This is a genomic window from Pseudoxanthomonas koreensis (genome assembly GCF_010093225.1).
GTDB classification, from domain to species: Bacteria; Pseudomonadota; Gammaproteobacteria; order Xanthomonadales; family Xanthomonadaceae; genus Pseudoxanthomonas; species Pseudoxanthomonas koreensis.
Window position 1 is genome coordinate 24733 of the sequence record NZ_PDWM01000022.1, and the last position, 24777, is coordinate 49509.

General features: G+C 71.4%; 22 protein-coding genes. 4 read left to right on the forward strand and 18 right to left on the reverse strand.

From position 1 onward, the window contains the following. Positions 1-5: 5 nt before the first annotated feature. Positions 6-1049 carry a class I SAM-dependent methyltransferase gene (locus tag CSC64_RS08365; RefSeq protein WP_238389861.1) on the reverse strand — a complete coding sequence of 348 codons (1044 nt, stop codon included), beginning with the start codon at positions 1047-1049 and terminating at the stop codon, positions 6-8. Positions 1050-1220: 171 nt separating this feature from the next. On the opposite strand from CSC64_RS08365, the gene CSC64_RS08370 reads away from it, so the two are divergent. Together CSC64_RS08370 and modA are read left to right on the forward strand one after the other, a co-directional pair. Further along, positions 1221-1448 (forward strand): DUF6522 family protein, encoded by a 228-nt coding sequence (locus tag CSC64_RS08370; RefSeq protein WP_162434865.1) that lies wholly within the window; start codon positions 1221-1223, stop codon positions 1446-1448. A gap of 58 nt (positions 1449-1506) precedes the next feature. Continuing rightward, positions 1507-2286, forward strand: a complete 780-nt coding sequence (gene modA / locus CSC64_RS08375) for a molybdate ABC transporter substrate-binding protein (RefSeq protein WP_162434866.1) — start codon at positions 1507-1509, stop codon at positions 2284-2286. A 51-nt stretch (positions 2287-2337) separates the two neighbouring features. Here the strand turns inward: modA and alr are convergent, their stop codons facing one another. Both alr and CSC64_RS08385 read right to left on the reverse strand, forming a co-directional pair. Then, positions 2338-3426 carry an alanine racemase gene (gene alr / locus CSC64_RS08380; RefSeq protein ID WP_162434867.1) on the reverse strand — a complete coding sequence of 363 codons (1089 nt, stop codon included), beginning with the start codon at positions 3424-3426 and terminating at the stop codon, positions 2338-2340. Between the two features lie 84 nt (positions 3427-3510). Next, positions 3511-4821, reverse strand: coding sequence for a D-amino acid dehydrogenase (locus CSC64_RS08385; protein ID WP_162434868.1), 1311 nt, complete (start codon positions 4819-4821; stop codon positions 3511-3513). Between the two features lie 156 nt (positions 4822-4977). Between CSC64_RS08385 and CSC64_RS08390 the strand changes: the two genes are divergently transcribed. Beyond that, positions 4978-5481, forward strand: a complete 504-nt coding sequence (locus tag CSC64_RS08390) for a winged helix-turn-helix transcriptional regulator (protein WP_162434869.1) — start codon at positions 4978-4980, stop codon at positions 5479-5481. 72 nt (positions 5482-5553) lie between these two features. Here CSC64_RS08390 and CSC64_RS08395 read toward each other — a convergent pair whose 3' ends face one another. From CSC64_RS08395 to CSC64_RS08450, 12 genes are all read right to left on the reverse strand, one after another. Next, on the reverse strand, positions 5554-7740 hold the full coding sequence (locus CSC64_RS08395; protein WP_162434870.1) for a carboxy terminal-processing peptidase: 2187 nt from the start codon (positions 7738-7740) through the stop codon (positions 5554-5556). A gap of 171 nt (positions 7741-7911) precedes the next feature. After that, positions 7912-8925: a lipoyl synthase gene (lipA, locus tag CSC64_RS08400; RefSeq protein ID WP_162434871.1), complete on the reverse strand. Its 1014-nt coding sequence runs from the start codon at positions 8923-8925 to the stop codon at positions 7912-7914. Positions 8926-9162: 237 nt separating this feature from the next. After that, positions 9163-9864 carry a lipoyl(octanoyl) transferase LipB gene (gene lipB / locus CSC64_RS08405; RefSeq protein ID WP_202922337.1) on the reverse strand — a complete coding sequence of 234 codons (702 nt, stop codon included), beginning with the start codon at positions 9862-9864 and terminating at the stop codon, positions 9163-9165. After that, a complete protein-coding gene (locus tag CSC64_RS08410; protein WP_162434873.1) occupies positions 9861-10139 on the reverse strand; it encodes a DUF493 family protein in 279 nt (92 codons plus the stop codon). The genes lipB and CSC64_RS08410 overlap by 4 nt, the downstream gene beginning before the upstream one ends. 6 nt (positions 10140-10145) lie before the next feature. Then, positions 10146-11345 (reverse strand): D-alanyl-D-alanine carboxypeptidase family protein, encoded by a 1200-nt coding sequence (locus CSC64_RS08415; protein WP_162434874.1) that lies wholly within the window; start codon positions 11343-11345, stop codon positions 10146-10148. 127 nt (positions 11346-11472) lie between these two features. Then, positions 11473-12789 carry a septal ring lytic transglycosylase RlpA family protein gene (locus CSC64_RS08420; protein ID WP_162434875.1) on the reverse strand — a complete coding sequence of 439 codons (1317 nt, stop codon included), beginning with the start codon at positions 12787-12789 and terminating at the stop codon, positions 11473-11475. Continuing rightward, entirely contained in the window at positions 12786-13916 is a 1131-nt protein-coding gene (mltB, locus tag CSC64_RS08425) for a lytic murein transglycosylase B (RefSeq protein ID WP_162434876.1), read from the reverse strand. The genes CSC64_RS08420 and mltB overlap by 4 nt, the downstream gene beginning before the upstream one ends. Positions 13917-14365: 449 nt before the next feature. Beyond that, positions 14366-15487: a rod shape-determining protein RodA gene (gene rodA, locus CSC64_RS08430; protein ID WP_162434877.1), complete on the reverse strand. Its 1122-nt coding sequence runs from the start codon at positions 15485-15487 to the stop codon at positions 14366-14368. Beyond that, on the reverse strand, positions 15484-17772 hold the full coding sequence (mrdA, locus tag CSC64_RS08435) for a penicillin-binding protein 2 (RefSeq protein ID WP_162434878.1): 2289 nt from the start codon (positions 17770-17772) through the stop codon (positions 15484-15486). Before mrdA ends, rodA begins: the two co-directional genes overlap by 4 nt. Before the next feature lie 12 nt (positions 17773-17784). Continuing rightward, the gene (mreD, locus tag CSC64_RS08440) at positions 17785-18270 is read right to left on the reverse strand and encodes a rod shape-determining protein MreD (protein WP_162434879.1); all 486 of its coding nucleotides are present in this window, start codon (positions 18268-18270) and stop codon (positions 17785-17787) included. Beyond that, entirely contained in the window at positions 18267-19187 is a 921-nt protein-coding gene (gene mreC, locus CSC64_RS08445; protein ID WP_162434880.1) for a rod shape-determining protein MreC, read from the reverse strand. Before mreC ends, mreD begins: the two co-directional genes overlap by 4 nt. A gap of 96 nt (positions 19188-19283) precedes the next feature. Then, positions 19284-20330 carry a rod shape-determining protein gene (locus CSC64_RS08450; protein ID WP_162434881.1) on the reverse strand — a complete coding sequence of 349 codons (1047 nt, stop codon included), beginning with the start codon at positions 20328-20330 and terminating at the stop codon, positions 19284-19286. A gap of 321 nt (positions 20331-20651) precedes the next feature. Here CSC64_RS08450 and CSC64_RS08455 point away from each other — a divergent pair, with 321 nt between their 5' ends. Further along, positions 20652-21587: a carbohydrate kinase family protein gene (locus CSC64_RS08455; protein WP_162434882.1), complete on the forward strand. Its 936-nt coding sequence runs from the start codon at positions 20652-20654 to the stop codon at positions 21585-21587. An 18-nt stretch (positions 21588-21605) separates the two neighbouring features. On the opposite strand, the gene CSC64_RS08460 is transcribed toward CSC64_RS08455, so the two are convergent. The 3 genes from CSC64_RS08460 to CSC64_RS08470 form a co-directional block, all read right to left on the reverse strand. Then, positions 21606-21845, reverse strand: coding sequence for a hypothetical protein (locus CSC64_RS08460; protein WP_202922338.1), 240 nt, complete (start codon positions 21843-21845; stop codon positions 21606-21608). Between the two features lie 22 nt (positions 21846-21867). Beyond that, positions 21868-22599 (reverse strand): hypothetical protein, encoded by a 732-nt coding sequence (locus CSC64_RS08465; protein WP_162434887.1) that lies wholly within the window; start codon positions 22597-22599, stop codon positions 21868-21870. A 112-nt stretch (positions 22600-22711) separates the two neighbouring features. After that, positions 22712-24715, reverse strand: coding sequence for a M1 family metallopeptidase (locus CSC64_RS08470; RefSeq protein WP_162434883.1), 2004 nt, complete (start codon positions 24713-24715; stop codon positions 22712-22714). Positions 24716-24777: the final 62 nt, after the last annotated feature.

Sequence of the window (24777 nt, forward strand, 5' to 3'; positions counted from 1 at the left end):
CATGCTCAGCTCCTCACCGCTTCGATCACCTTGAACCCGCCGCCTTCGGCCAGCACGCGCTGCGTGGCGAACGCCGCCGCCAGGGTCGCCTCGTACGGCAGGTGGCGGTTGGCCACCAGCAGCAGGCGACCACCGCGGCGCAGCGACTGCGCCGCCACTTCGATGAAACGCTGGCCCAGCTCGGGGCGGTCGCCACGGTCGTGGGCGTGGAACGGCGGATTGCTGACGATGAAGTCGTAGCCGCCTTCGGGCAGGCCGGTGGTGACGTCGTGCCAGTGGAAGCCCAGCGCCACGCGCGATGCGTGCGGCGCCAGGTTGGCGCGCGCCAGTTCCAGCGCGCGCGCCTCGGCTTCGTACAGGTCCAGCGCCTGCACGCGCGGCGCGCGCGCGAGCACTTCGTCGGCCAGGTAGCCCCAGCCGGCACCGAGGTCGGCGCCACGCCCGGCAAGGTCGGCCGGCAGCTGCGCGGCCAACAGCGCCGAGGCGGCGTCGATGCGATCCCAGGCGAACACGCCCGGGCGGCTGCTGTAGCGCCCGCCGAGGATCGGCCGCGGCGCGTCGGCCGCGCGCCAGCGCTGCAGCAGCGCCGCGTCGTGGCTGCCGTCCAGCGGCGGCGTCCAGAACACCCGGCAGTGGAACTTGGTGGCGCTGCCGGCCAGGCCGGCCAGCTGCTGCAGGTCGCGCTCGCGCGATTTCGCGCCTTCGTCGTTGGCCACCGCGGCGACCACGCGCGCGCCGGGCGCGGCCAGTTCGACCGCGCGCGCCAGCAGCGCCTGCGCCTCGTCGCGCTGGCGCGGCGGCAGCACCAGCACCAGCGATGCATCGCCGCTGCCATCCAGTTCCGGTTCCACCTCCAGCCCGGCCGCGCGCAGGCCGTCGGCCAGCGGCTTGAAGCCCTGTTCGCAGCGCAGGCCGTGCAGCGGGTGCTGGCGCAGCGGCCAGCCGTCGCGCGCGCGCAGGAAGGCGATCGTGCCCTGGGCCGGCCATGGCAGGGTGCCGCCATCGAATGGCAGCAGCAGCGCCTTCAGGGGAGCGTCGTCGTGGCTCACGGGGGAAAAACCGCGGGAAAGGACCGGCATTATCCGCCATCGCGGCGGGCAAGGCCCCGCGGGCAGGCGGGCCACCGCGCGGCCGCGCCGATCCGGCCGCGGCCTGACCCAGGTCAAGGTGGCGACGCGCCGGTTGCTTGATCGTGCAGCCATCCCCACATCGGTCCATGCATGGATGGCAACCTGCCAGCGCTGGAAATCGACGGTGCCATGGTCGCCCGCGAACTCGGCCTGGACGTGGACGGGTTCCGCCGGCTGATGGACGACGGCAAGGTCAGCGTGCTGTGCGAGCGCGGCACCGGCGAGGACGCCGGACTGTACCGGGCCTCGTTCTATTACCGCGGACGGCGCGCGCGCTTCGTGGTCGACGCCGGCGGCAGGCTGGTCGACGCGTCCTGACGCCCGCCCACGCAGCCGCGGGTATGCTTGCCCCGCACCGTCCATGCCCGCGGACCCCATGACCCGCCATCTGCTGAAAGCCCTGCTCGCCCTTTCCCTGTGGCTGCCCGCGTGCGTATCCGCGGCCGCGCGGGAGGCCGCGCCGATCACGGTCTACGCTGCCGCCAGCCTGAAGGAATCGCTCGACGAATCGGTGGCGGCCTGGCGCAAGGCCGGCGGCCAGCCGGTGGTGGTGTCGTACGCAGGCAGCTCCGCGCTGGCGCGCCAGATCGAACAGGGCGCGCCGGCCGACGTGTTCTTCGCTGCCGACACCGACTGGATGGACTACCTGCAACAGCGCGGCCTGGTCGATGCCAGCACGCGCCGCAACCTGCTGCACAACACCCTGGTGCTGGTGGCGCCGGCCGGCAGCACGATCGCGCCGGTGGCGCTGAAGCCGGGCGTGGACATCCCCGCGCTGCTCGGCGGCGGCCGCATCGCGCTGGGAATGACCTCCAGCGTGCCGGCCGGCAAGTACGCGCGCGCGGCGTTCACCTCGCTCGGCGTCTGGGACCAGGTCGCGCCACGCGTGGCCGAAAGCGAGAACGTGCGCGCGGCGGTGATGTTCGTGGCGCGTGGCGAAACGCCGCTGGGCGTTGTCTACGGCACCGATGCGAAGGCCGAGCCGCGCGTGCGCGTGGTCGGTACATTCCCGGCAGGCAGCCATCCGGAGATCGTGTATCCGGTCGCGCGGCTGAAGGACAGCACGCATCCCGGCGCCAAAGCGTTCGTGGAATGGCTGGCCGGTCCGCAGGCGTCGGCGATCTTCAAGGCGCGTGGCTTCACCACGGCCGACTGAAACCCGGCACCGGCGGCGGGTCGATCCTCCGCCCCGGCGTCGCCCATCGGCTCAGCCGCGGTATTCCAGCGGCACCCGCTTCCCCGCGCACAGCAGGCGGTAGCTGCTGGTCTGGCTGTGGGCCACCACCTGCGCGGCCGGCACCTGCTTGCCCCACAGTTCCACGCGGCTGCCGACGCCCGCTTGCGGGTGCGCGGTCAGGTCCACGGTGAGCATGTCCATCGACACCCTTCCCACCAGGTGGCCGGGGCGGCCGTCGATCGCCACCGGCGTGCCGTTGACCGCGAACTGCGGGTAGCCGTCGGCGTAGCCCATCGCGACCACGCCGATCCGGGTCGGCGCGTCGGTGACGAAACGCGCGCCATAGCCGACCGGCTCGCCAGCGGGCAGCTCGCGCACGGCGATCACTTTCGATTCCAGGGTCATCACCGGGCGCAGCTGCGCGGCGGACGGATGCGCCGGATCGGCGAACGGCGACACGCCGTAGAGCATCAGCCCCGGGCGCGCCCATCCGGCGCGCGCCTGCGGCCAGCCGAGCAGCGCCGGCGAATTGCACAGGCTGCTTTCGCCGGGCAGGCCGGCGGTGGCGGCGGCGAAGGCGTCGAGCTGTTCGGTGGTGCGCGTGCAGTCCGGTTCGTCGGCGCGGGCGAAGTGGCTCATCTTCACCAGCGCGCCCACGTGCGGCAGGGCGCGCAGGCGCTGCCAGGCATCGCGGTAGTCGCGCGGCTCCAGGCCGACGCGGTGCATGCCCGAATCCAGCTTCAGCCACACGTCGACCGGCTTCGGCAGCGGCGTGCGCTCCAGCGCCTCGACCTGCCAGGGCGCATGGACCACGGTCCACAGGTCGTGGTGGACGATGAGCGCCAGTTCGTCGGCGTCGAAGAAACCTTCCAGCAGCAGGATCGGCTTGCCGATGCCGGCTTCGCGCAACGCCAGCGCTTCCTCGATGCAGGCCACGGCAAAACCGTCGGCCTCGGCCTCGAGCGCGGCGGCGCAACGCAGCGCGCCGTGGCCGTAGGCGTCGGCCTTGACCACCGCCAGCGCGCGGCCACCGCCATCATCCCCGCCACAAAGCCGGCGTGCCAGGCGGTAGTTGTGGCGCAGGGCGTCGAGGTCGATGAGGGCGCGGGCGGGGCGCATCAGGGCTGCGGATCCGGTAACGGGCTGTGATGAAGCGTTTCGCGGCGACGACAGGAGGACTGGCCGTCGCCGCGGCCGCCGGTATCAGCCGATTGTCGCCGGAACCGGCCCGGAGCGGTCGGCGGACGCGCTAGCGCCGCGGCCGTAGCGCGAGATGTCCAGGCCTTCGCGGCGGATGCCGGTGGGGCGGTGGGCGATCACATCGGCCAGGTAGCGGCCCGAGCCGCAGGCCATGGTCCAGCCCAGGGTGCCGTGGCCGGTGTTGAGGAACAGGTTGCGCAGCGCGGTGGCACCGACCACCGGGGTGCCGTCGGGCGTGGCCGGGCGCAGGCCGGTCCAGAACTCGGCGCGGGCCAGGTCGCCGCCGCGCGGATACAGGTCGTTGACCACCTTCTCAAGGGTGGCGCGCCGGCGCGGGTCCAGCGACAGGTCGTAGCCGGAGACCTCGGCCATGCCGCCGACGCGGATGCGGCGGTCGAAGCGGGTGATCGCGATCTTGTAGCTCTCGTCGAGCACGGTGGAGGTCGGCGCCATCGCCGCGTCCACGATCGGGATGGTCAGCGAATAGCCCTTCAGCGGGTACACCGGCAGGCGGATGCCCAGCGGCGCGAGCAGCTTCGGCGACCAGCTGCCCAGCGCCAGCACGTAGCGGTCGGCGGTTTCCAGCCGGCCATCGATGCGCACGCCGGTGACGCGCTCGCCGTCGGCCTCGATCGCCTCGATGTGGGCGCCGTAGCGGAACTCCACGCCCTTCAGCTTCGCCAGCGCGGCCAGGCGCTCGCAGAACAGCTGGCAGTCGCCGGTCTGGTCGCCGGGCAGGCGCAGGCCGCCGACCAGGGTGTCGCCGGCCGCGGCCAGCGCCGGTTCGACCCGGGCGATGCCGTGGCGGTCGAGCACCTCGTACGGCACGCCGGCCTCCTCGAGCACGGCGATGTCGCGCGCGGCGGCGTCGAGCTGGGCCTGGGTGCGGAACAGCTGGGTCGTGCCCAGGCGGCGGCCTTCCCAGCCCAGCCCGGTCTCCATCCGCAACTCGTCCAGGCAGTCGCGGCTGTACTCGGCCAGGCGGACCATGCGCTCCTTGTTCACCGCATAGCGCGAGGCGGTGCAGTTGCGCAGCATCTGCGCCAGCCACAGGTACTGCCCGGGATCGAGCGTGGGCCTGATCGCCAGCGGCGCGTGCTTCTGGAACAGCCACTTGATCGCCTTCAGCGGGATGCCCGGGGCCGCCCACGGCGAGGCGTAGCCCGGCGAGATCTGACCGGCGTTGGCATAGCTGGCCGCGCGCGCCGGACCCGGCTCGCGGTCGACCACGGTCACTTCGAACCCGGCGTTGGCCAGGTACCACGCGCTGGTCACGCCGATCACGCCACTGCCCAGAACCAGAACCCGCTGCATCGCCCTACCCTCGGTTTAGGGGCTTCCACTGCCTGAACAGGGTGGCCGCCGACAAGGTGCGCAGTATATGGACGAATATGTGGTTGTTTTTTCTGTTTTATCATCATGTTAAGGTGGATTCACCTTAACAACCCGGCACGTCACGGAGGTTTTCCCATGGCCGACCGCGCCGCCCGCCCGCAGCCCGCCCGCCACCGCGACCTGGACCGGATCGACCGCCACATCCTGCGCATCCTGCAGCAGGAAGGACGGATCTCGTTCACCGAACTGGGCGAGCGCGTCGGGCTGTCGACCACGCCCTGCACCGAGCGCGTGCGCCGGCTGGAACGCGACGGGGTGATCGAGGGTTACTACGCGCGGCTCAATCCGCAGGCGCTCAAGGCCGGGCTGCTGGTGTTCGTGGAAATCAGCCTGGCGTACAAGTCCGGCGACATCTTCGAGGAGTTCCGCCGCGCGGCGCTGAAACTGCCCAACGTGCTGGAGTGCCACCTGATGTCGGGCGACTTCGACTACCTGATCAAGGCGCGCATCTCGGAGATGGCCTCGTACCGCAAGCTGCTGGGCAGCAGCCTGCTGACCCTGCCGCACGTGCGCGAGTCCAAGAGCTACATCGTGATGGAAGAGGTCAAGGAGACGCTGGCGCTGGCGGTTCCGGACTGAGCGAAAAAAGGGGACGGAGGCAATTAAGCGCTGTGCGCTTAATTGCCTCCGTCCCCTTTTTTGTCCCCTTTTTTACTCGGCCCAGCGCGTCGCCGAGGCCGTCTTCGGCAGCACCTGCGCCGACATCGGGCGGTCGTGTTCGAGCAGGCCGATGGCGTCGGCCAGGATCGCGGCGGCTTCGCGCTGCAGCGGGTCCGGGCGCTTCTCGGCGGCCTTCTCGCGGGCAGCGTCGCGAACCACGTCGCGCTCGTTGGCGGTGAGGCCGTCGTCGGTTTCTTCGGCCAGCGGGTCCAGGTCCAGGCCCTTCTCCTTGCGGATCGCCTGGCGCTCCTTGCGCTGGGCTTCCTGGCGCTCGCGCTCGGCGCGGCGCTCGGCCTCGTTCAGCGAGAGGTACTTCTTCGCCGCCTCGGCGCGGTAGTGGGCCACGTCCTCGCTCCACCACTGGAACTCCAGGTCGTCGGCGATGCGCGTGGCATGCATCTGCTGCAGCTGCGGCAGCATCGGCGCGAAGTTGCCGTAGCGCGCGTGCGGCACGCCGGTGATCCGGGTCCACGGCAGGGCGTTGTCGTAGGTGCTCTCGCCGAACTCGTTGGCGTCCACGCTCAGCGGGTAAGCGATGTCCGGGACCACGCCCTTGTGCTGGGTGCTGCCACCGTCAGCGCGGAAGAACTGGGCGATGGTCAGCTTCACCTGGCCGTAGCGCGGGCCTTCGTTGGCCGCCGGCCAGCGGTCCAGGTCGAGCAGGTTCTGCACCGTGCCCTTGCCGAAGGTGGTCTCGCCGATGATCAGCGCGCGGCCGTAATCCTGCATCGCGCCGGCGAAGATCTCCGAGGCCGAGGCCGAACCACGGTTGACCAGCACCGCCAGCGGGCCCTCCCAGGCCACGCCGGCCTGGCGGTCGCTGTACACCTGCACGCGGCCACCGGATTCGCGCTGCTGCACCACCGGGCCCTGGTCGATGAACAGGCCGGTGAGCTGCACCGCCTCGTCCAGTGAACCGCCGCCGTTGTTGCGCAGGTCCAGGACCACGCCATCCACGCCCTTCTGCTTGAACTCGCCCAGCAGGCGCGCCACGTCGCGGGTAGCGGAGGTGTAGTCGTCGCCGTTGCGGCGACGGCCTTCGAAGTCCTGGTAGAAGGTCGGCAGCTCGATCACGCCGATCACCCGCGCGGGCATGCCGTCCTGCGCCGGGATCGTGTAGGTCTTGCTCTTGGCGGCCTGCTCCGCCAGTTCCACCCGCTGGCGGACCAGGGTCACGGTGCGGTGTTCGCCGTCGATGCCGCCCTCGGCCGGGATGTATTCGAGCTTGACCGGGGTGCCCTTGGAGCCGCGGATCTTTGCGACCACGTCGTCGATGCGCCAGCCGATCACGTCCTCCAGCGCGCCGTTGCGGCCCTGGCCGACGCCGACGATGCGGTCGCCCGCCTTCAGCGTGCCGTCCAGCGCGGCCGGCCCGCCGGGGATGATCTCGCGGATGATGATGAAATCGTCCTGGCGCTGCAGCTGCGCACCGATGCCTTCCAGCGACAGCGACATGGCCTGGTTGAAGTTCTCGGCGCTGCGCGGGTTGAAGTAGTCGGTGTGCGGGTCCACCGAGGCGGTATATGCGTTGAGGAACAGCGAGAACACATCCTCGCTCTTCAACTCGTCCACCGAACGGGCGATCTGCTGGTAGCGCTTGTCCAGGGTCTTGCGGATCTCCGCCGGCTCCTTGCCGGCGAGCTTGAGCCGCAGCCAGTCGTTCATCACCGACTTGCGCCATATCGCGTCAAGCCCGGCGGTGTCGGCGGCCCACGCCGCGTCCTCGCGGTCGTATTCCCAGCGCTTGTCGCCGGTGAAGTCGAAGTCCTCCCCGAGCAGCTTGCGCGCGTGGGCCACGCGCTGGGCCACGCGCTCGCGGTAGACGGCGAACATCGCGTAGGCCGAGGAAGGATCGCCCTCGCGCACGGCGTCGGCCATGCGGTCTTCGTAGGGCTGGAAGCGGGCGATGTCGGCGGCGGTGAAGAACTGCTTGTTGCCGTCCAGCGCCTCGAGGTAGCGGCGGAAGATGTCCTCCGACAGCGCGTGGTCGGCCGGGCGCGGGCGATAGGCCAGGCGGCTGTCGGACAGCGCGCCGTAGACCATCCTGGACACAGTAGCCTGGTCGGCGGTGGGCGCGATCGCCACCGGCTCGCCGTCGGCGCGCGCCAGCAGCGCGAGCGGGACGGCCAGCAGGAGGGCGGCAAACAGGGACAGCGTGCGGGCGGATCGGCGGGTCATGTAGGGGCTCGTGGCCGGCGCGGCGCCGGTCGGATCAGGCTGGTCGGGGGCTGTGACCGCCGCCAGTGCCGGAAGTTGCAGGCACGTGGGCGTACGGTCAGCTTCAGGCTAGCGGTGGCGGCGTAGGGAAAAGTGAACACCGCGCCGCGATGCGATGCCGCGCGGCGCGGATCAGGCGCCGACGCCGGCACCGGCCGCCTGGCGGTCGGCGTGGTACGACGAACGGACCATCGGCCCGGAGGCGACGTGGCTGAAGCCCAGGGCGTAGCCGTAGTCCTCCAGCGCCTTGTATTCCTCCGGCGTCCAGTAGCGCATCACCGGGTGGTGGTGTGCGGTCGGCTGCAGGTACTGGCCGATGGTGATCATTTCCACATCGTGCGCACGCAGGTCGCGCAGGGTGGCCTGGACCTGCTCCATGGTCTCGCCCAGGCCGAGCATGATCCCGGACTTGGTCGGGATCGACGGGTGCTGCGCCTTGAACTTCTGCAGCAGGGTCAGCGACCACTGGTAGTCGGCGCCCGGGCGCACGTTCGGATACAGGTCCGGTACCGTCTCGATGTTGTGGTTGAACACGTCCGGCGGATTGACCGCAAGGATCTCCAGCGCACGGTCCATGCGGCCCTTGCCGCGGAAGTCCGGGGTCAGGATCTCGATCCGGGTGCCCGGGGCGCGTTCGCGGATGGCCGCGATGCAGTCGACGAAATGCTGGGCGCCGCCGTCGCGCAGGTCGTCGCGGTCGACGCTGGTGACCACCACGTAGCGCAGGCCCATGTCGGCCACGGTGTTGCCCAGGTTCGCCGGCTCGCTGGCATCCGGCGGCTTCGGCCGGCCATGGGCGACGTCGCAGAACGAGCAGCGGCGGGGGCAGACCTCGCCCAGGGTCATGAAGGGGGCGGGGCCGTGGCCGAAGCATTCGTGGATGTTCGGGCAGCTGGCCTCCTCGCACACGGTGACCAGGCGGTTCTCGCGCAGCTTGGCCTTGAGGTTGGCCACCGCGTTGCCGGACGGGATCCGCACCCGGATCCACGACGGCTTGCGCAGCACCGGCGCATCGGCGAACTGCACCGGCGAACGGCCGATCTTGTCGCCACCCAGCTGCTTGGCCCCGGCCTGCAGCGGTGCCGGCGCGGCGTCGGTTTCGGACAGGACCTGGAGCGGGATGGTGCGGGGGGCGGGGGCAGTCATGGCGCCTATTGTAGAGCGGGGCCCGACCCGCTGCCCGGCCCTGGCGGATCCACGGGCGCAACGCTGGCGGCGGCGGGTGGAACGGCGCCGCAACCCGGCGCGGCGCTCTTCACTGTAGGAGCCCGCATGAGGGCGACCCGATGGCGCCTCCGGAGACGGTGTTCAACGCAGCGGATCCAGGCTGTCGCGTTGAGCGCCGCCCCAGCAGGTGCCACCGGGTCGCCCTCATGCGGGCTCCTACAACAGGGCTGCGGGAAGACCAGGCTGGGGGTGCAGGTCCAGGCCGAACTGGCGGGCGATCTGCGCCAGCAGCACCGGCTTTACCGCGTCCATCCCCGAGGGTCCGCCCAGGTCCTGCAGCGAGGTCACCTGCAGGCCCTGGTAGCCGCAGGGGTTGATCCGGTGGAACGGTTCCAGGTCCATGCCGATGTTGAAGGCCAGGCCGTGGAAGGTGCAGCCGCGGCGCACGCGGATGCCCAGCGCGGCGACCTTGGCCGCGCCCACGTACACGCCCGGCGCGCCTTCGCGGCGCTCGGCGCCGATGTTCCACTCACCGAGGGTGTCGATGATCGCCTGCTCGATCCGGCACACGTACTCGCGCACGCCGATGCCGAGCCGGCGCAGGTCCAGCAGCGGGTACAGCACGATCTGGCCGGGGCCGTGGTAGGTCACCTGGCCGCCGCGGTCCACGTGCAGCACCGGGATGTCGCCGGGGGCGAGCACGTGCTCGGGCTTGCCGGCCTGCCCCAGGGTGAACACCGGCTCGTGCTCGACCAGCCACAGTTCGTCGACGCTGTCCTCGCCGCGCGCATCGGTGAAGCGTTGCATCGCCCGCCACACCGGCTCGTAGGCCTGGCGGCCGAGGTCGAAGCAGCGCGCGGGCAGCGGCGCACGCTCCGGCACCGCACCGGAAGTGCAGGCCGGCGCGGTGGCGCTCACAGCGTCCACTTCACCTCGGGGTGGTCGCGCAGGGCCGCGTGCGCGGCGTCGTACTGCTCGCGGCTCAGCGCGCGGAAGCCGATGCGCACGGACACGTACTTGCCGTTGGAGGAATGCTTCCACTGGATGCTTTCCTCCAGCACCTCCACGCCGGCCTGGAGCAGCAGCCGGGGCAGTTCGCTCTCCAGGCCGATGCCGGCCGCGCCCATCGCGCTGAGCTCGAAGGTGCCGGGGAACTGGAAGCCGTGCTCGGGGTTGTCGGACTTGATTTCCATGGGCCGTCAGTCCGCTTCCCACCACATCCAGAACGCATCCCACAGGCGCTTGAAGAAGCCGGCTTCCTCGACCGCGCTGGCCGCCACCAGCGGCGCCTGCGCCACGACCTGGCCGTCCAGCGACACCTTCACCGTGCCGATCTCCTGGCCGGCGGCGATCGGGGCGACCAGCGACTTCGGCACTTCCATCGCCGGCTTCAGGTCCGGGTAGCGGCCGCGCGGGACGCTCACCAGCAGCGGCTGCGCAACGCCCAGCTGGACCTGGTCGGCCTTGCCCTTCCACACCTTCAGCTGCGCCACCGGCTTGCCCGGCTCGTACAGCTTGTGGGTCTCGTAGAAGCGGAAGCCCCAGTTGAGCAGGGCCAGGCTGTCGTCGGCGCGCTGGCGCTCGGAGCTGGAGCCCATCACCACCGCGACCAGGCGCTGGTCGTCGCGCTTGGCCGAGCTCATCAGGCAGTAGCCGGCGCCGGAATGGTGGCCGGTCTTGATCCCGTCCACGCTCGGGTCGCGCCACAGCAGCAGGTTGCGGTTCGGCTGATTGATGCCGTTGACGGTGAATTCCTTGACGCTGTTGAACGCGTAGGTCTCCGGGTAGTCGCGGATGAAGGCGCGGCCCAGCAGGGCCAGGTCGTGGGCGGTGCTGTAGTGCTCCGGCGCCGACAGGCCGTGGGCGTTGACGAAGTGGCTGTTGTTCATGCCGATCTTCGCCGCGTAGCTGTTCATCAGGTCGGCGAACGCCTCCTGGGTGCCGGCGACGTGCTCGGCCAGGGCGATGGCGGCGTCGTTGCCGGACTGCACGGCCATGCCCTTTTCCATGTCGCGCAACGGCGCGCGCTGGTTGACCGGGAAGCCGCTGAAGCTGCCGTCGGTACGGGCGCCGCCCTCGCGCCAGGCGCGCTCGCTCATCAGCACCTGGTCGTCGGGCGAGACCTTGCCGGCGGCGATCTCGGCAGCGACCACGTAGGCGGTCATCACCTTGGTGATGCTGGCCGGCTCGACCCGGACGTCGGCGTTCTCGCCGGCCAGCACCTGGCCGGTGGCGTAGTCCATCACCAGCCAGGCGCTGGACCGGGCGGGCCTCGGCGCTTCGGGGATGGAGACGGTGGCGGGCGTGGCGGCTGCCGCTTGCGGGGCCGGTGCCTGGGCAAGGGCCAGGCCGATCGAGAAGGTGGTGGCCAGCGCGGCGGCGGCGAGGCGGAACTTCATGCGGGTGGGAACTCCTGCGGGAACGGCGGCGCAGCCACCGGCGATGGGAACGGATGCGCCGGACACCGGCGCCACACGCGGGACATTGTACGGGGCGGCCTCCGGCGCGGGCCGCCGGACGGCGGCGTCATTCACGGACCAGTTGCGGCGTCCCGAATCCCAGACCGGCGATGCGGCTGGCAAGTTCCATCGCATCGCCACCTTCCGGCGCCACCCGCAGCCGCCAGAACGTGCGGCCGCCGGCGACCACGTCGTCGAGGCGGGCGCCGGCGATGCCGGCCGCGAGCAGCCGCTCCAGCGCGCGGCGGGCGTTGTCCAGGTTGCTGAAGCTGGCCACCTGCAGCTCCGCGCCGCCGTCACCGGCGGAGGGGCTGACCGTGCGGCTGGCCGCCGCCGGACCCGCGGTGGCCGGTGCCGCCGGGCCGTAGCTGCCGGACTGCGCCACGCCCACCGCGACCTGCGTGGGCATGCCGCCCGCTGCGCCGCCGCCGCCAGCCATGGCCACGGCCGGGGTGGAAGCCGCAGCCATGGCGATGCCCGGTCGTGCCGGTTCATCGGCGGCAACTACGCCCTGCGACGGGACCGGCGGCGTCGACGCGGCCGACGCGGCCGGCGGCAAGGCCTGCACCAGGTTGTCCAGCCCGGTGGGCGGTAGCGCCACCGTGTCCGGTGCGGCCGAAGCGACCGATGCGGCGGCGGCACGTGTTGGCGATGCGGGCGTGGAAGCGGACGCGACGCGCGGCGCATCGGCATCGCCCGGGGCCAGCGCGCGCACTTCGACCCAGCCGGTGCCGCGGGCGACGATGCCCAGCTTCACCGCCGCCGCGTAGCTGAGGTCGATCACCCGGCCCTCGTGGAACGGCCCGCGGTCGTTGACCCGCACCACCACCGACTGGCCGTTGTCCAGGTTGGTGACCCGGGCGAAGCTGGGCAGCGGCAGGGTCTTGTGCGCGGCGGTGAAGGCGTACATGTCGTACACCTCCTGGTTGGAGGTGCGGCGGCCGTGGAACTTGGCGCCGTAGTACGAAGCGGTGCCCTTCTCGCTGTAGCCGCGGGTGCGGTCCATCACGTGGTACTGCTTGCCCAGCACCGTGTACGGCGAGCGGTTGCCCACCGGCGAGCGCGGTTCGTCGGTGACCACCGGCTCGGGGATGCAGGCCACGTTGGGCACGTAACTGGGCGTGGTGTCCTTCACCCCGGGCTTGTACAGGCCTCCGGCGGTGTAGTGGCCGCGGGTCGAAGGATCCTCCTGCGCGGCCGCGTAGGGCGAGGTGCCGTTGCAGCCGGCCTGCGCCGTGCCCGCGGCCTGCCCCGCCTGCTTGCCGGCGACCGGCTTTCCGTCCGCCTTGTCCTGCTTCTTCGGCGTGCTGCCGCAGGCGGCCAGCGCCAGCACCGCCAGCAGCACCGCCCCGGCCCGCAGCGTGCGCGGCAGGGCGGCGTTCATGCCGGCGGGATGTCGCGGCCGGCGATGGCCTGCGAGAGCTGGAACACGGCCATCGCGTACATCTTCGAGATGTTGTAGCGGGTGATGGCGTAGTAGTTCTGGAAGCCGAGCCAGTACTGCGGGCCGGCGCTGCCTTCCAGCGACACCGGCGTGGCGGCCAGGCCGGCGGGCACCGCCTGCTGCGGCGCGTAGCCGCGCGCGGCCAGGTCGGCCAGGCTGTGGGTCGGGGTCCAGTCCTCGGGATTGAACGGCTCGCGGCCGGCGGCCAGCGTGGCCGGCACCGCGACCGGGCCACCGGGCACCCAGCCGCCCCGCTCCAGGAAATAGTTGGCGACCGAAGCGAACACGTCGTCGAGGCTGTTGAACAGGTCGCGGCGGCCGTCGCCATCGCCGTCCACCGCGAACTGGCGGTAGCTCGACGGCATGAACTGGCCCAGGCCCATCGCCCCGGCGTAGCTGCCCTTGAGCGTGGCGATGTCCAGCTTCTCCTCGCGGCCCAGCGCGAACAGCTGCGCCAGTTCGTCGCGGAAGAACAGTTCGCGCCGCACTTCGCGTTCGAGCTTGGCCGGGTCGCCGCTGCGCGGGTAGCGGAACGCCAGCGTGTACAGCGCGTCGAGCACCGAGTAGCGGCCGGTGTTGCCGCCGTAGCTGGTCTCCACGCCGATGATCGCCACGATCAGCTCGGCCGGGACGCCGGTGTTCGCCTGCACCTTCTCCAGTGCGGCGCGGTTCTGCGCCATGAACGCGCGGCCGCCGTCGATGCGCGCCTGGGTGATGAACATCGGCCGGTATTCGTGCCACGGCTTGACCCGCTCGGCCGGGCGCGACATCGCCGCGACCACCGAGTCGAGGAACTGCGCGCGGGCCAGGGTCGCTTCGATTTCCGCGGCGGGGATGCCGAAGCGCCTGGAGGTGTCGCGGACGAAGTTGGCGCGCGCGGTCTCGAACGGGACCGGGGTGAGGTCCACCGCCGGGGCGGCGGTCTTCTCCGGCGCGGCTTCGGCCGGCACCGCGGCGTCCTGCTTGGCAGTCACGGCATTCGAAGGAGGAGAGGCCACCTTGGCCTCCTTCGGCACGCAGCCGAGGAGGACGAGGGCAAGCAGGCCGGTCAGTGCGGGCTTCGTCATTGGCGGCAGGTTAGCACCGTGCGCAAACCCGCGGAACCGGCGGTTTTTTGCAGTCGGCGCGTTGTCGATGGCGTCGCCTATGCGGGCGCGGTGGCGATCGCGCGCGCGGGGCGCGGTGGCGCGTGGGGCGCGCGGGGTACTCGCGCGTTGGGGGCGCGGGGCGCCGGTCGTGGAGGCCTCCGCAGGCGAATGTCCCCCGGCGACGGCCTGCGGTCGCCGCCTCCTCCTTGAATTCGCCCGCGGAGGCCTCCACGCCCGTCGTTCCAACGTATGCGGCGGCTCTTCTGTAGGAGCCCACTTCAGGGGGCGACCCGATGAGGGTGGAGGTGCGGTGTCCAACGCGACCTCATCCGGAAACTTCGCGTTGAAAACGGCGTGTTCCAGCGGCGTCGGGTCGCCCCCTGAAGTGGGCTCCTACAGTGGCTTGGCAGGCGAACTGCGGGCCGTTGCTAGCGGTAGCCGTGCACCGGGCGGTGGCTGCGCACGGCCATCACCAGGCCCAGGCCGGCGAGCAGGGATACCGCCGAGGTGCCGCCGTAGCTGAGCAGCGGCATCGGCACGCCCACCACCGGCAGCAGGCCGGAGACCATGCCGCCGTTGACCAGCACGTAGACGAAGAACGCCAGGCCCAGCGAGCCGGCGAGCAGGCGCGAATAGGTGTCGCGCGCTTCCATCGCGATCCACAGGCAGCGGCCGACCACGAACAGGTACAGCGCCAGCACCGTGGCGACCCCCAGCCAGCCGAACTCCTCGCTGAGCACGGCGAAGATGAAGTCGGTGGTCTGCTCGGGAATGAAGTTCAGGTGCGACTGGCTGCCCTCGCCCCAGCCCTTGCCGGTGAGCCCGCCCGAGCCGATCGCGATCTTGGACTGGATGATGTTCCAGCCGGTGCCCAGCGGATCGCGCTCCGGTTCGAGGAAGGTGAGGATGCGGTCCTTCTGGTACGGCCGCAGCAGCCAGATCCAGGCCACCGGGGCGACCGCGGCCACGCCGCCCACCGCCACCCCGACCCACCACCACGGCAATCCGGCCAGCAGCAGCGCGAACACGCCGCTGGCGGCGATCAGCATCGCGGTGCCGAAGTCCGGCTGCAGCAGGATCAGCCCGGTCGGCACCGCGATCAGCACGCCGGCGGCCAGCACCGTGCCGATACGCGGCGGCAGCGGCTGCATGTGCAGGTACCAGGCGACCATCATCGGCAGGGTGATCTTCAGCAGCTCCGACGGCTGCAGGTAGAACACGCCCAGGTCGAGCCAGTGGCGGCCATGCTTGCCGGTGCCCACCAGCAGCACCGCGACCAGCGGCAGCAGCGCCAGCGCATAGATCGCCGGCGACCAGGCGCGCAGGCGGATTACCGAGACCCGCGACAGCGCCCACATCGCCAGCAGGCCGACCGCGAAGCGCGCGCCCTGGGCCTTGATCAGCGCCGGGCCGGCACTGGCGCCACCGGCGCTGTACAGCACCGCCAGGCCGAAGCCCATCAGTGCGGCCAGGGCCAGCAGCAGCGGCCAGTCCAGCGTGCGCGTCGCACGCCCGGCCAGGTCCAGCAGCCAGCGCAGGAAATCCCTCACTGCCCGTCCCCTTCGTCGTCATCGCGAGGCGGCGCGGAGGATGCCGGTGGCGTCGCGCCGGCAGGCGGAGTGGCGGCAGGCCGGCCATCGCTTCGCGGCGGCGCCGGTACCGCCGGCGCGGTGGGTGCATGGAGCCGCCCCCAGGCAGCAAAGCTGTTCGCGGCCGGGTTGCGGTCGGATTCGACGATCGGCGTGCGCTGCGGGCCGGTGGCCACGGCGACCTGCGTGATGTCGGCGGATGCGGGGGCTTCGCCGGTCGCCGGCACCGCGGGGGCCTGGCCCGGCGCCTGTGCGGGCGACGCCACGTCGGTGCCCGACGGCGCAGCGGATAGCGCCGCCGCGTCCGCTTCCGGATGCACGCCCTGCAGCGCCGCCTGCACGCAGGCGACGTCGCCTTCGGCGCAGTCGACCTTCACCACCACGCCATCGATCGGCTCCAGCCCCTCCGGCAGCTTGCCCAGCAGCCACGCATCGAAGATCGCGCGTGCGATCGGCGCGGCGGTGCTGCCACCGTAGCCGCCGCCCTCCACCGCCACCGCCACCGCGATCTGCGGATCGTCGGCGGGCGCGTAGCCGATGAACAGCGCGCGGTGGCGCAGGTGCATCGGCAGGCTGCGCGGGTTGACCGCGGCGGTGCCGCGGCGGCTGACCACCTGCGCAGTGCCGGTCTTGCCGGCGATCCGGTATGGAATGCCCACGCCGATCGCGCGCGCGGTGCCGCCGGGGCCGTGCACGGTGGCGACCATGCCCTCGCGCACCACCTGCAGGTTGGCGGCGCTGCCGATCGCGGTGGGCTCCGGCTGCGGCAGCGGCGACCACGGCGCGTCGAAGCTTTCGCGGCGCGCCTCCACCAGGTGCGGCCGGCGCAGGTTGCCGGCGTCGGCCAGTGCGCCGGTGCCGCGCACCATCTGCAGCGGGGTCACCTTCCAGTCGCCCTGGCCGATGCTCATGTTGACCGTGTCGCCGGGGTACCAGCGCTCCTTGCGCGTCTTCTGCTTCCACGCCGGGTTGGGCAGGATGCCGCCGGCCTCGCCGGCCAGGTCCACGCCGCTGGGCTTGCCGAAGCCGTAGCGCGACAGGTACTCGTCCATCTTCGCCACGCCCATGTCCAGGGCGAGCTTGTAGTAGTAGGTGTTGACCGAATCGGCGATCGACTTGCGCGCATCGGTCCAGCCGTGGCCGCCGCGATGCGAGTCGCCCCAGCCGCGGCTGGTGCCCGGCAGGTGGAACATGCCGGTGGACAGGGTCCTGTCGTCCGGCCGGCGCGTGCCACTGTCCAGGCCGGCCAGGGCCAGGAACGGCTTGAGCGTGGAACCCGGCGCCACGCCGCCGAGCACGGCGCGGTTGAACTGCGGCCGCGACGGGTTCTCGGTCAGCGCCTGGTAGTCGACGTGGGAAATGCCGTTGACGAACAGGTTCGCGTCGTAGCTGGGCAGGCTCACCAGCGCCAGGATCTCGCCGCTGCGCGGGTCCATCGCCACCGCGGTGCCTTCCAGTTCGCCGAACGCGGCGACCGTGGCCCGCTGCAGCTCGGCGTCGATCGACAGGCGCAGGTCCTGGCCCGGCCGCGCCGGCACCCGGCCCACGGTGCGCAGCGCGCGGCCCTGCACGTTGGTCTCGATCTGCTCGTAGCCGACCTGGCCGCGCAGCAGATCCTCGTAGGAACGCTCGATCCCGGTCTTGCCGGTGTGGGTCAGCGCCGCGCCGGCGTCGCCCAGCTTTTCCAGGTCGGCCTCGTCGATCCGGCCGACGTAGCCGACGACGTGCGCGAGCAGGTCGCCATAGGGATAGTGGCGGGTCAGGTACGGCTGCAGTTCCACGCCGGGGAAACGCCAGCGGTTGACCGCGAAGGCGGCCATCTCCTCGTCGCTCAGGCGCAGCTTCAGGGTGATCGGCAGGAAGCCGCGGCCGGACTTCCGCTCGCGCTTGAAGTGCGCGATCTCGTCCTCGCCCAGCGGGATCACCTGGCCCAGTTCGGCCAGCATCGCGTCCAGGTCGCCGGCCTTGTCGGGGGTGACGTCGAGGCGGAACGCCGGCAGGTTCTCGGCCAGCAGCCGGCCCTGGCGGTCGTAGATCATGCCGCGCGCCGGCACCACCGGCCGCGGGCGGATACGGTTGGCCTCCGAACGGGTGGCGAAGTCGGCGTGCTGCACCACCTGCAGGCGGAAATACCACGCCGCCAGCCCGGCCAGGGCGAGGGCCACGACGATGAAACCCAGCGCGGCGCGGCGGCGGAACTGCTCGGCTTCCGCGTGCGGGCTCTTGACCGGGCGACGGCTGCTCATCATCGCCGGCGCTCAGTCGCCGCGCCGGCCCAGGCGCAGCGCATCCAGCAGCAGGAACAGCGGCGGCCACAGCAGCACGCCCAGCGCCGGCGCCCACCAGTAGTGCCACGGCAGCGTCGGCTGGCCCAGGGCCAGGTGCAGCGCGGCATCGACGATGCGGTCGTTGAGCAACAGCGCGCCGATCGCCAGCGCCTGCTGCGACAGCGGGAAGAAGCGCAGCCGCGCACGGAAACGCTGCAGGATGAAGGCCATGATCACCAGCCGCAGCGCCTGCTCGCCGAGCAGGCCGCCGTAGACCAGGTCGGCGACCAGGCCTACGCAGAACGCCAGGCCCAGGCCGGCGCGCGAAGGCGCCTCGATCACCCAGTAGGCCAGCACCAGCGCCAGCCAGTACGGGCGCAGCGGCTGCAGCGCGTCGGGCAACGGAAGCAGGCCCAGCAGCAGGGCCACGACCAGGCTGGCCGGCAGCACCCAGCCGCCGTCGCGCAGGCGGCTCATCGCTGCGGCTCCTGCGGCGGCTGCGCGGGGGCCGGTGCTGGCGGCGTGGCCGCGGGTGGCGGCGTGGCCGGCAGCGGTGTCGCCGACGCACCGGATCGCAGCAGCAGCACGTCGCGGCCGCGATCCAGCTGCGCCGCCGGGGCCAGCTCGCCGACCAGGAACGCCTGGCTCTCGTCGGGCCGCAGCGCGGTGATCGTGGCCACCGGGAACCCGGCCGGGAAGCGCCCACCCAGGCCGGAGGTGACCAGCACGTCGCCGACCTGCACGTCGCGGTTCATCGGCACGTCGCGCAGTTCCAGGCGGTCGCCGCGGCCGTAGGCGATCAGGCGCACGCCATTGCGCGCGATCAGCACCGGCACCGCATGGTCCGGGTCGGTGAGCAGCAGCACGGTGGACTGCATCGGGGTGACGTCGATCACCTGGCCGAGCAGGCCGCCGGCATCGATCACCGCCTGGCCGCGGACCACGCCGTCGCCGCTGCCGGCGGCCAGCACCAGCCGCTGCCGCGAGGGCTCCAGGTCGATGTCCAGGATCGGCGCCAGCTGCACGTCCAGGCCGCCGCGCTCGACCACGCCGAGCAGGTCGCGCAGCTGGGCGTTGTCGATGGCCGCGTTGCGCAGCCGGGTCAGGCGGGCGTTGGCCAGCAGCAGGTCGTTGCGCAGCTGGCGGTTCTCCTCCAGCAGCGCCGAACGCGAGGCGAAGCCGTCCTTCAGCCCGCTGCCGAGGCGGCCGGGCAGGCCGGCCAGCGCCCACACCGGCTGCACCGCCAGGCCGGCCTGGCTGCGCAGCTGGCGCAGCCAGCCGCCGCGGTGGTCCAGCACCAGCAGGGTGATGGCCAGCGCCAGGTAGGCCAGCAGTCGCAGGGTCCCGGCGGTGTCACCGGGACGGGTGGCGGTAGGACCGGGATACGACGACACGAAGATTAGTCAGGGCGCGGCGGACGATGGGCAAGTATGGCGGTGGACGCGGCGCGTGCGTGCGGCCACGCCACCGCGGCCGGCGCGTGCGGCGGCTCAGTCCGGCGCGAAGAACTCGTTGCCGTGCATGTCGACCAGCTCCAGCGCGCGGCCGCCACCGCGGGCCACGCAGGTCAGCGGGTCGTCGGCGACCTGCACGTGCAGCCCGGTCTCCTCGCTCACCAGCTTGTCCAGGTCGCGCAGCAGGGCGCCGCCGCCGGTGAGCACGATGCCGCGCTCGGCCACGTCCGCGCCCAGTTCCGGCGGGGTCTGCTCCAGCGCCAGCTTGACCGCCGAGACGATCCCGGCCAGCGGCTCGTGCAGCGCCTCGAGCACTTCGTGGGAGTTGATCCTGATCATCTTCGGCACGCCCTCGGCGAGGTTGCGGCCGGTGATCTCCAGCTCCCGGTTCTCGGTCTGCGGCCAGGCGCAGCCCAGTTCGACCTTGATCCGCTCGGCGGTGACCTCGCCGATCAGCATGCCGTGGTTGCGGCGCACGTAGTTGGTGATGGACTCGTCGAAGCGGTCGCCACCGATGCGGACCGAGGCCGAATAGACGATGCCATTGAGCGAGATCACCGCCACCTCGGTGGTGCCGCCGCCGATGTCGATGACCATCGAGCCGCGCGCCTCGGAGACCGGCATGCCGGCGCCGATCGCCGCGGCCATCGGCTCCTCGATCAGGTACACGTCGCGCGCGCCGGCTTCTTCCGCCGATTCCTTGATCGCGCGGCGCTCGACCTGGGTCGAACCGGCCGGCACGCAGACCAGCACGCGCGGGCTCGGGCGCAGGAAGCGCGACTTGTGCACCTTCTTGATGAAGTGCTTGAGCATCGCCTCGGTGTAGGTGAAGTCGGCGATCACGCCGTCCTTCATCGGGCGGATGGTGGTGATGTTGCCGGGGGTGCGGCCGAGCATCTGCTTGGCCTCCGCGCCCACCGCCGCCACCGTGCGGGTGCCGCCGATCGCCCGGTCCTGGCGCACCGCGACCACCGACGGCTCGTTCAGCACGATGCCCTGCCCGCGCACGTAGATCAGGGTGTTGGCCGTGCCCAGGTCGATGGACAGGTCGTTGGAGAACATGCCGCGGAGCTTCTTGAACATCGGGGGATGCGGTCCTGGAGGGTCTGGCAGGGAGGGCGACGGAGCGGCCCGGCGACCGGCGCCCGGGGGCGCGCCGATGGCGAAAATTTGGGCAGGCAGGGTAAAAAAAGCGGCCCGCTAGCCTAGCAACGGGACCGGGCGCGGGCAAGGAAATTCCGGGCTAAAACCGCGGGTTTGGCCACAGTCCGCGCGTCCGGCCGCGGTTCCGGCCGCGGCCCTCGGGCTGGCCGCGCCGGGACGCAGCCGGTAACCTTTGCGCCGCGGCGCAGGCCGCCCCGCCGTGCCCCTCGCCCGCCACCGGGCCTCCCGAGCAGCCAGCCGATGTCCACCCTGATCTGTGGTTCCCTTGCCTACGACACCATCATGGTGTTCCCGGACCAGTTCAAGAACCACATCCTGCCGGACAAGGTCCACATCCTGAACGTGTCGTTCCTGGTGCCGCGGATGCGCCGCGAGTTCGGCGGCTGCGCCGGCAACATCGCCTACAACCTGCACCTGCTGGGCGGCAACCCGGTGCCGATGGGCACCGTGGGCTCGGACTTCGGCCCGTACCGCGAGCACTTCCAGGCGCTGGGCATCGACCTGTCGCGGGTCAAGGTGATCGACGAGTTGTTCACCCCGCAGGCGTTCATCACCACCGACCACGACAACAACCAGATCACCGCCTTCCATCCCGGCGCGATGATGCGTTCCTACGAGAACCACGTGCGCGACGTGCCGGGCGTGACCCTGGGCCTGGTCGGCCCGGACGGGCGCGAGGGCATGCTGCAGAACGCGGTCGAGTTCAAGGAGATGGGCGTGCCGTTCATCTTCGACCCCGGCCAGGCCATGCCGCTGTTCAACGGCCAGGAACTGCGCGAGTTCATCGAGCAGGCCGACTACGTGGTCGTGAACGACTACGAGTCCAACCTGCTGCAGGAGCGCACCGGCTGGACCGACCGCGAGATCGTCTCGCGGGTGAAGGCCTACATCACCACCCAGGGTCCGAAGGGCGCGCTGGTGCATACCCGGGAGCAGACCTGGGACGTGCCGCCGGCGCACGAGCGCCGCGTGGTCGACCCGACCGGCTGCGGCGACGCGTTCCGCGCGGGCCTGATCTTCGGCATCGACAAGGGCTACGACTGGCTGACCATCGGCCGCATGGGCAACCTGATGGGCGCGCTGAAGGTCGAGCATCCCGGCACCCAGAACCAGCGCTTCGACTTCGACGAGTTCAACGACCAGTTCAAGCAGCAGTTCGGCTACACGCTCTCGTAGAACGGGGCTTGCCCCGCTCTACGGGTCGCTACCGGCGGCGGCCTGTCGCAACCAGGCCGCCAGGTCGCGGCGGCGTACACGCTCGCGGCGGGCCTGGGCCAGCTTCTCCAGCATCCACGCACGCCGCGCCGGGTCATCGCCGGCCATCGACAGCGCCAGGTCGCGGTCCATCCAGCGCCGGAACAGCACGAACAGGACCACGTGCAGCGCGATGGCCAGGATGCTGACCACGCCGACGACCAGGTAGTCGATATTCATCGTCGCGGGCCGGCGCGCGCGCCTAGTCCCAGCCGGGCATCTGGGCGCCGTCCAGGCCGCCGACTTCGAACACCGCGGTGCGGGTGCCGCCGGCCTTGCCCGCCCCGCCCTTGACCGGGAACTCGATGGCGATGCGCTGCGACTTGCGCATCTGCTTCCACAGGCCGCGGTAGTCCTCGATGAACATCGCGATGGCCTCGTCGGTCTTCGGCCGCCAGGCGGAGGCCGGTTTCGCCGCCGCGTCGTCGAACGTCAGCTTGACCTTGCAGCCGCCATAGCAGTCGAAATCGCCGCCCTGCAGCACCAGGTAGGCGCTGCGCTTCCATTCCGGGTGGTCGCGGATCACCAGCTGCACGGTAGCCGGAGCCGTGCCGCCGGTGTCCACCGCTTCGGTGCTGAGGATCGCCGCCGAGCGCTGTTCGCCCTTGCCGGCGGCTACGCGCGCGTAGTTCCACAGCGCGGCCAGGCGGCGCTGTTCGCGTGCGGCGTCGGCCCGGGCGGTGACGTCGGCCAGCGCCGGCTCGACCGCCTCGGCGGCCGGGGGGTCCGGGTACTGCGCCAGCAGTGCGGCACCATGGATGCGCGCCAGTTCCCAGTTGTTCGCGGCCACTGCGGCGTCGTATTCGCGCTGCAGTTGCGCGGCGGCGCGTTCCTTCGCCTGCGCCTCGGCGGCGGCCTGGGCCTGGCGCTGGGCTTCGCGGTCGGTGCAGGCGGTGGTGGCGAGCACCGCGGCGGTCAGCAGCATTGCGGCCAGGCGGGAGTTGATCATGTCCATCGCGGCGCTCTTGGGGACAGAAAACCTGATGAGGGCTGGATACCACCGCCCGTCATCCCCGCGCAGGCGGGAACGACGGCATGTGCGCCCGTTACGGCTGTTCGGGCTGCGCGGGTTGTTCCGGCTGCTGCGGCTGCGCCGGAGCCTCGACAACGGCCGGAGCCGGAGCCGCTGCCGACGCCGCCGCGCCCGCCTTCGCCAGCAGCGCCTCCACCGACGCGGTGGTGATCGGGTGGTAGCCCGGACGCGCGCGCTCGAACACCTCGCGGGCGAACGCCAGTCCGTCCGGCGTCTTCACCAGTTCCTGGTAGATCGGCATCACCAGCTTGCGCCGGCCGACGCGCTCGATGAACTCGCCCGCCGCCGGGCGCGCCTCCAGGTAACCGCTGCGCAGCGCCAGCGGGTACCAGCGCATCGCGATCTCGCCATTCGGCGTGCCGGTGAACTTGTAGGCTGCGTCCAGCTGCGCCAGCTGCTCGGGCCTGAGCGTCTCGCCCATGCCTTCCAGGAAGTGCACCCAGGCCTGGGTGCCCCAGTCGCCGGTGATCTGCGGGTTGGGCAGCTGCGCGCTGCCGCGCCAGGCGATCCGCGCGGTGTCGACGTTGGAGAACGTGCGCGACTTGGCCGGGGTGGCGAAGGCCGGGATGCCCGGCTGGTTCAGCCACGCGTCCAGTTCCTCCGGGCGCAGCGCGTTGGGGTTCTTCGGCAGCAGGTTCTGCTTCAGGTATTCGACGAACTGGTCGGTGTCGGCGCTCTGGAAGGCGTGGTCGTCGAACCAGGCGCGCAGGAACGGATCGAACACCTCGCGGCCGAAGCGCTGCTCGAGGAACTGCAGGAACCACGCACCCTTGACGTAGGCCACCTCGCTCAGCGCCTCGTCCGGATCGTGCTCGGCCAGCGGCGGCAGCGCCAGCGCCTGCTGCGCCTGGTCCATGCCGGCCAGGTCCTTCTTCAGCCCGGACTGGTCGATCTGGCGCTCCATGTCGGCCATTTCCACGCCGTAGAGCGCCTCGGTGATGCGGCCCTGCACGTAGGTGGTGAAGCCCTCGTTGAGCCAGATGTCCTTCCAGCTGGCGTTGGTCACCAGGTTGCCCGACCAGCTGTGCGCCAGCTCATGGGCGATCAGCGAGACCAGCGACTTGTCACCGGTGATCACGGTGGGGGTGATGAAGCTCAGGCGCGGGTTCTCCATGCCGCCGAACGGGAACGACGGCGGCAGCACCAGCATGTCGTAGCGCTCCCAGCGGTAGGGGCCGTACAGCTGCTCGGTGGTGGCGATCATCTGCTCGGTGTCTTCGAACTCCTTGACCGCGCGATCGACCATCGCCGGCTCGGCCCACACGCCGCTGCGCCCGGAGATCGGCTTGAACACCAGGTCGCCAGCAGCAATAGCCAGCAGGTACGAAGGGATCGGCTGCGGCATCTTGAACGTGTAGTCGCCGTCGCGCGGCGCGGCCGGGTCGTTGTCGGCGCTCATCAGCACCATCACGTCCGGGCGCGAGGTGACGTGCGCGCTATAGGTGAAGCGCACGCTCGGGGTGTCCTGCAGCGGCACCCAGCTGCGCGCGTGGATCGCCTGCGACTGGCTGAACATGAAGGGCAGCTGCTTGCCCTCGGTCATCGCCGGCTCCAGCCACTGCAGGCCCGAGGCGGTCGGCGCGGTGTGGTAGGTGATGCGCACGCGCGCATTGCGCTGCGGCGACTCGATGGTGAGCTTGCTGCCGAACACCGGATCGGCGTCGGCCAGGACGAACTGCAGCGGCGACCAGGCGCCGTCGGCCTCGCCTTCGACCTTCTGGATGGTGAGGTTGCGGGTGTCGAGCACCAGCTGGCTGGCCTTGGGGTCGAGCCATTCGAGCTGGTAGGTGGCGGTGCCGGCGAGCTGCTTCTGGTCGAAGTCCAGCGCCAGGTCCAGCGCCAGGTCGGCGATCCGGACCTTGTCGGGCTGGGCGAACGAACTCTCGTCGTGGCGGCGGTCGGACACCGCGGCCTCCTTGGCCGGCGTGGCGGCGGGCTGGGCATCGGGCGCCTTGTCGCCGGAACAACCGGCGCTGGCGACCATGGCGAGGGAGAACAGCAGGGCGGAGAAGCGCATGCGGGCACGGCCTGTATCGGGGACGCGCAGTTTACCCCCTGCCCCGCCCCCGCTCCCGGCTG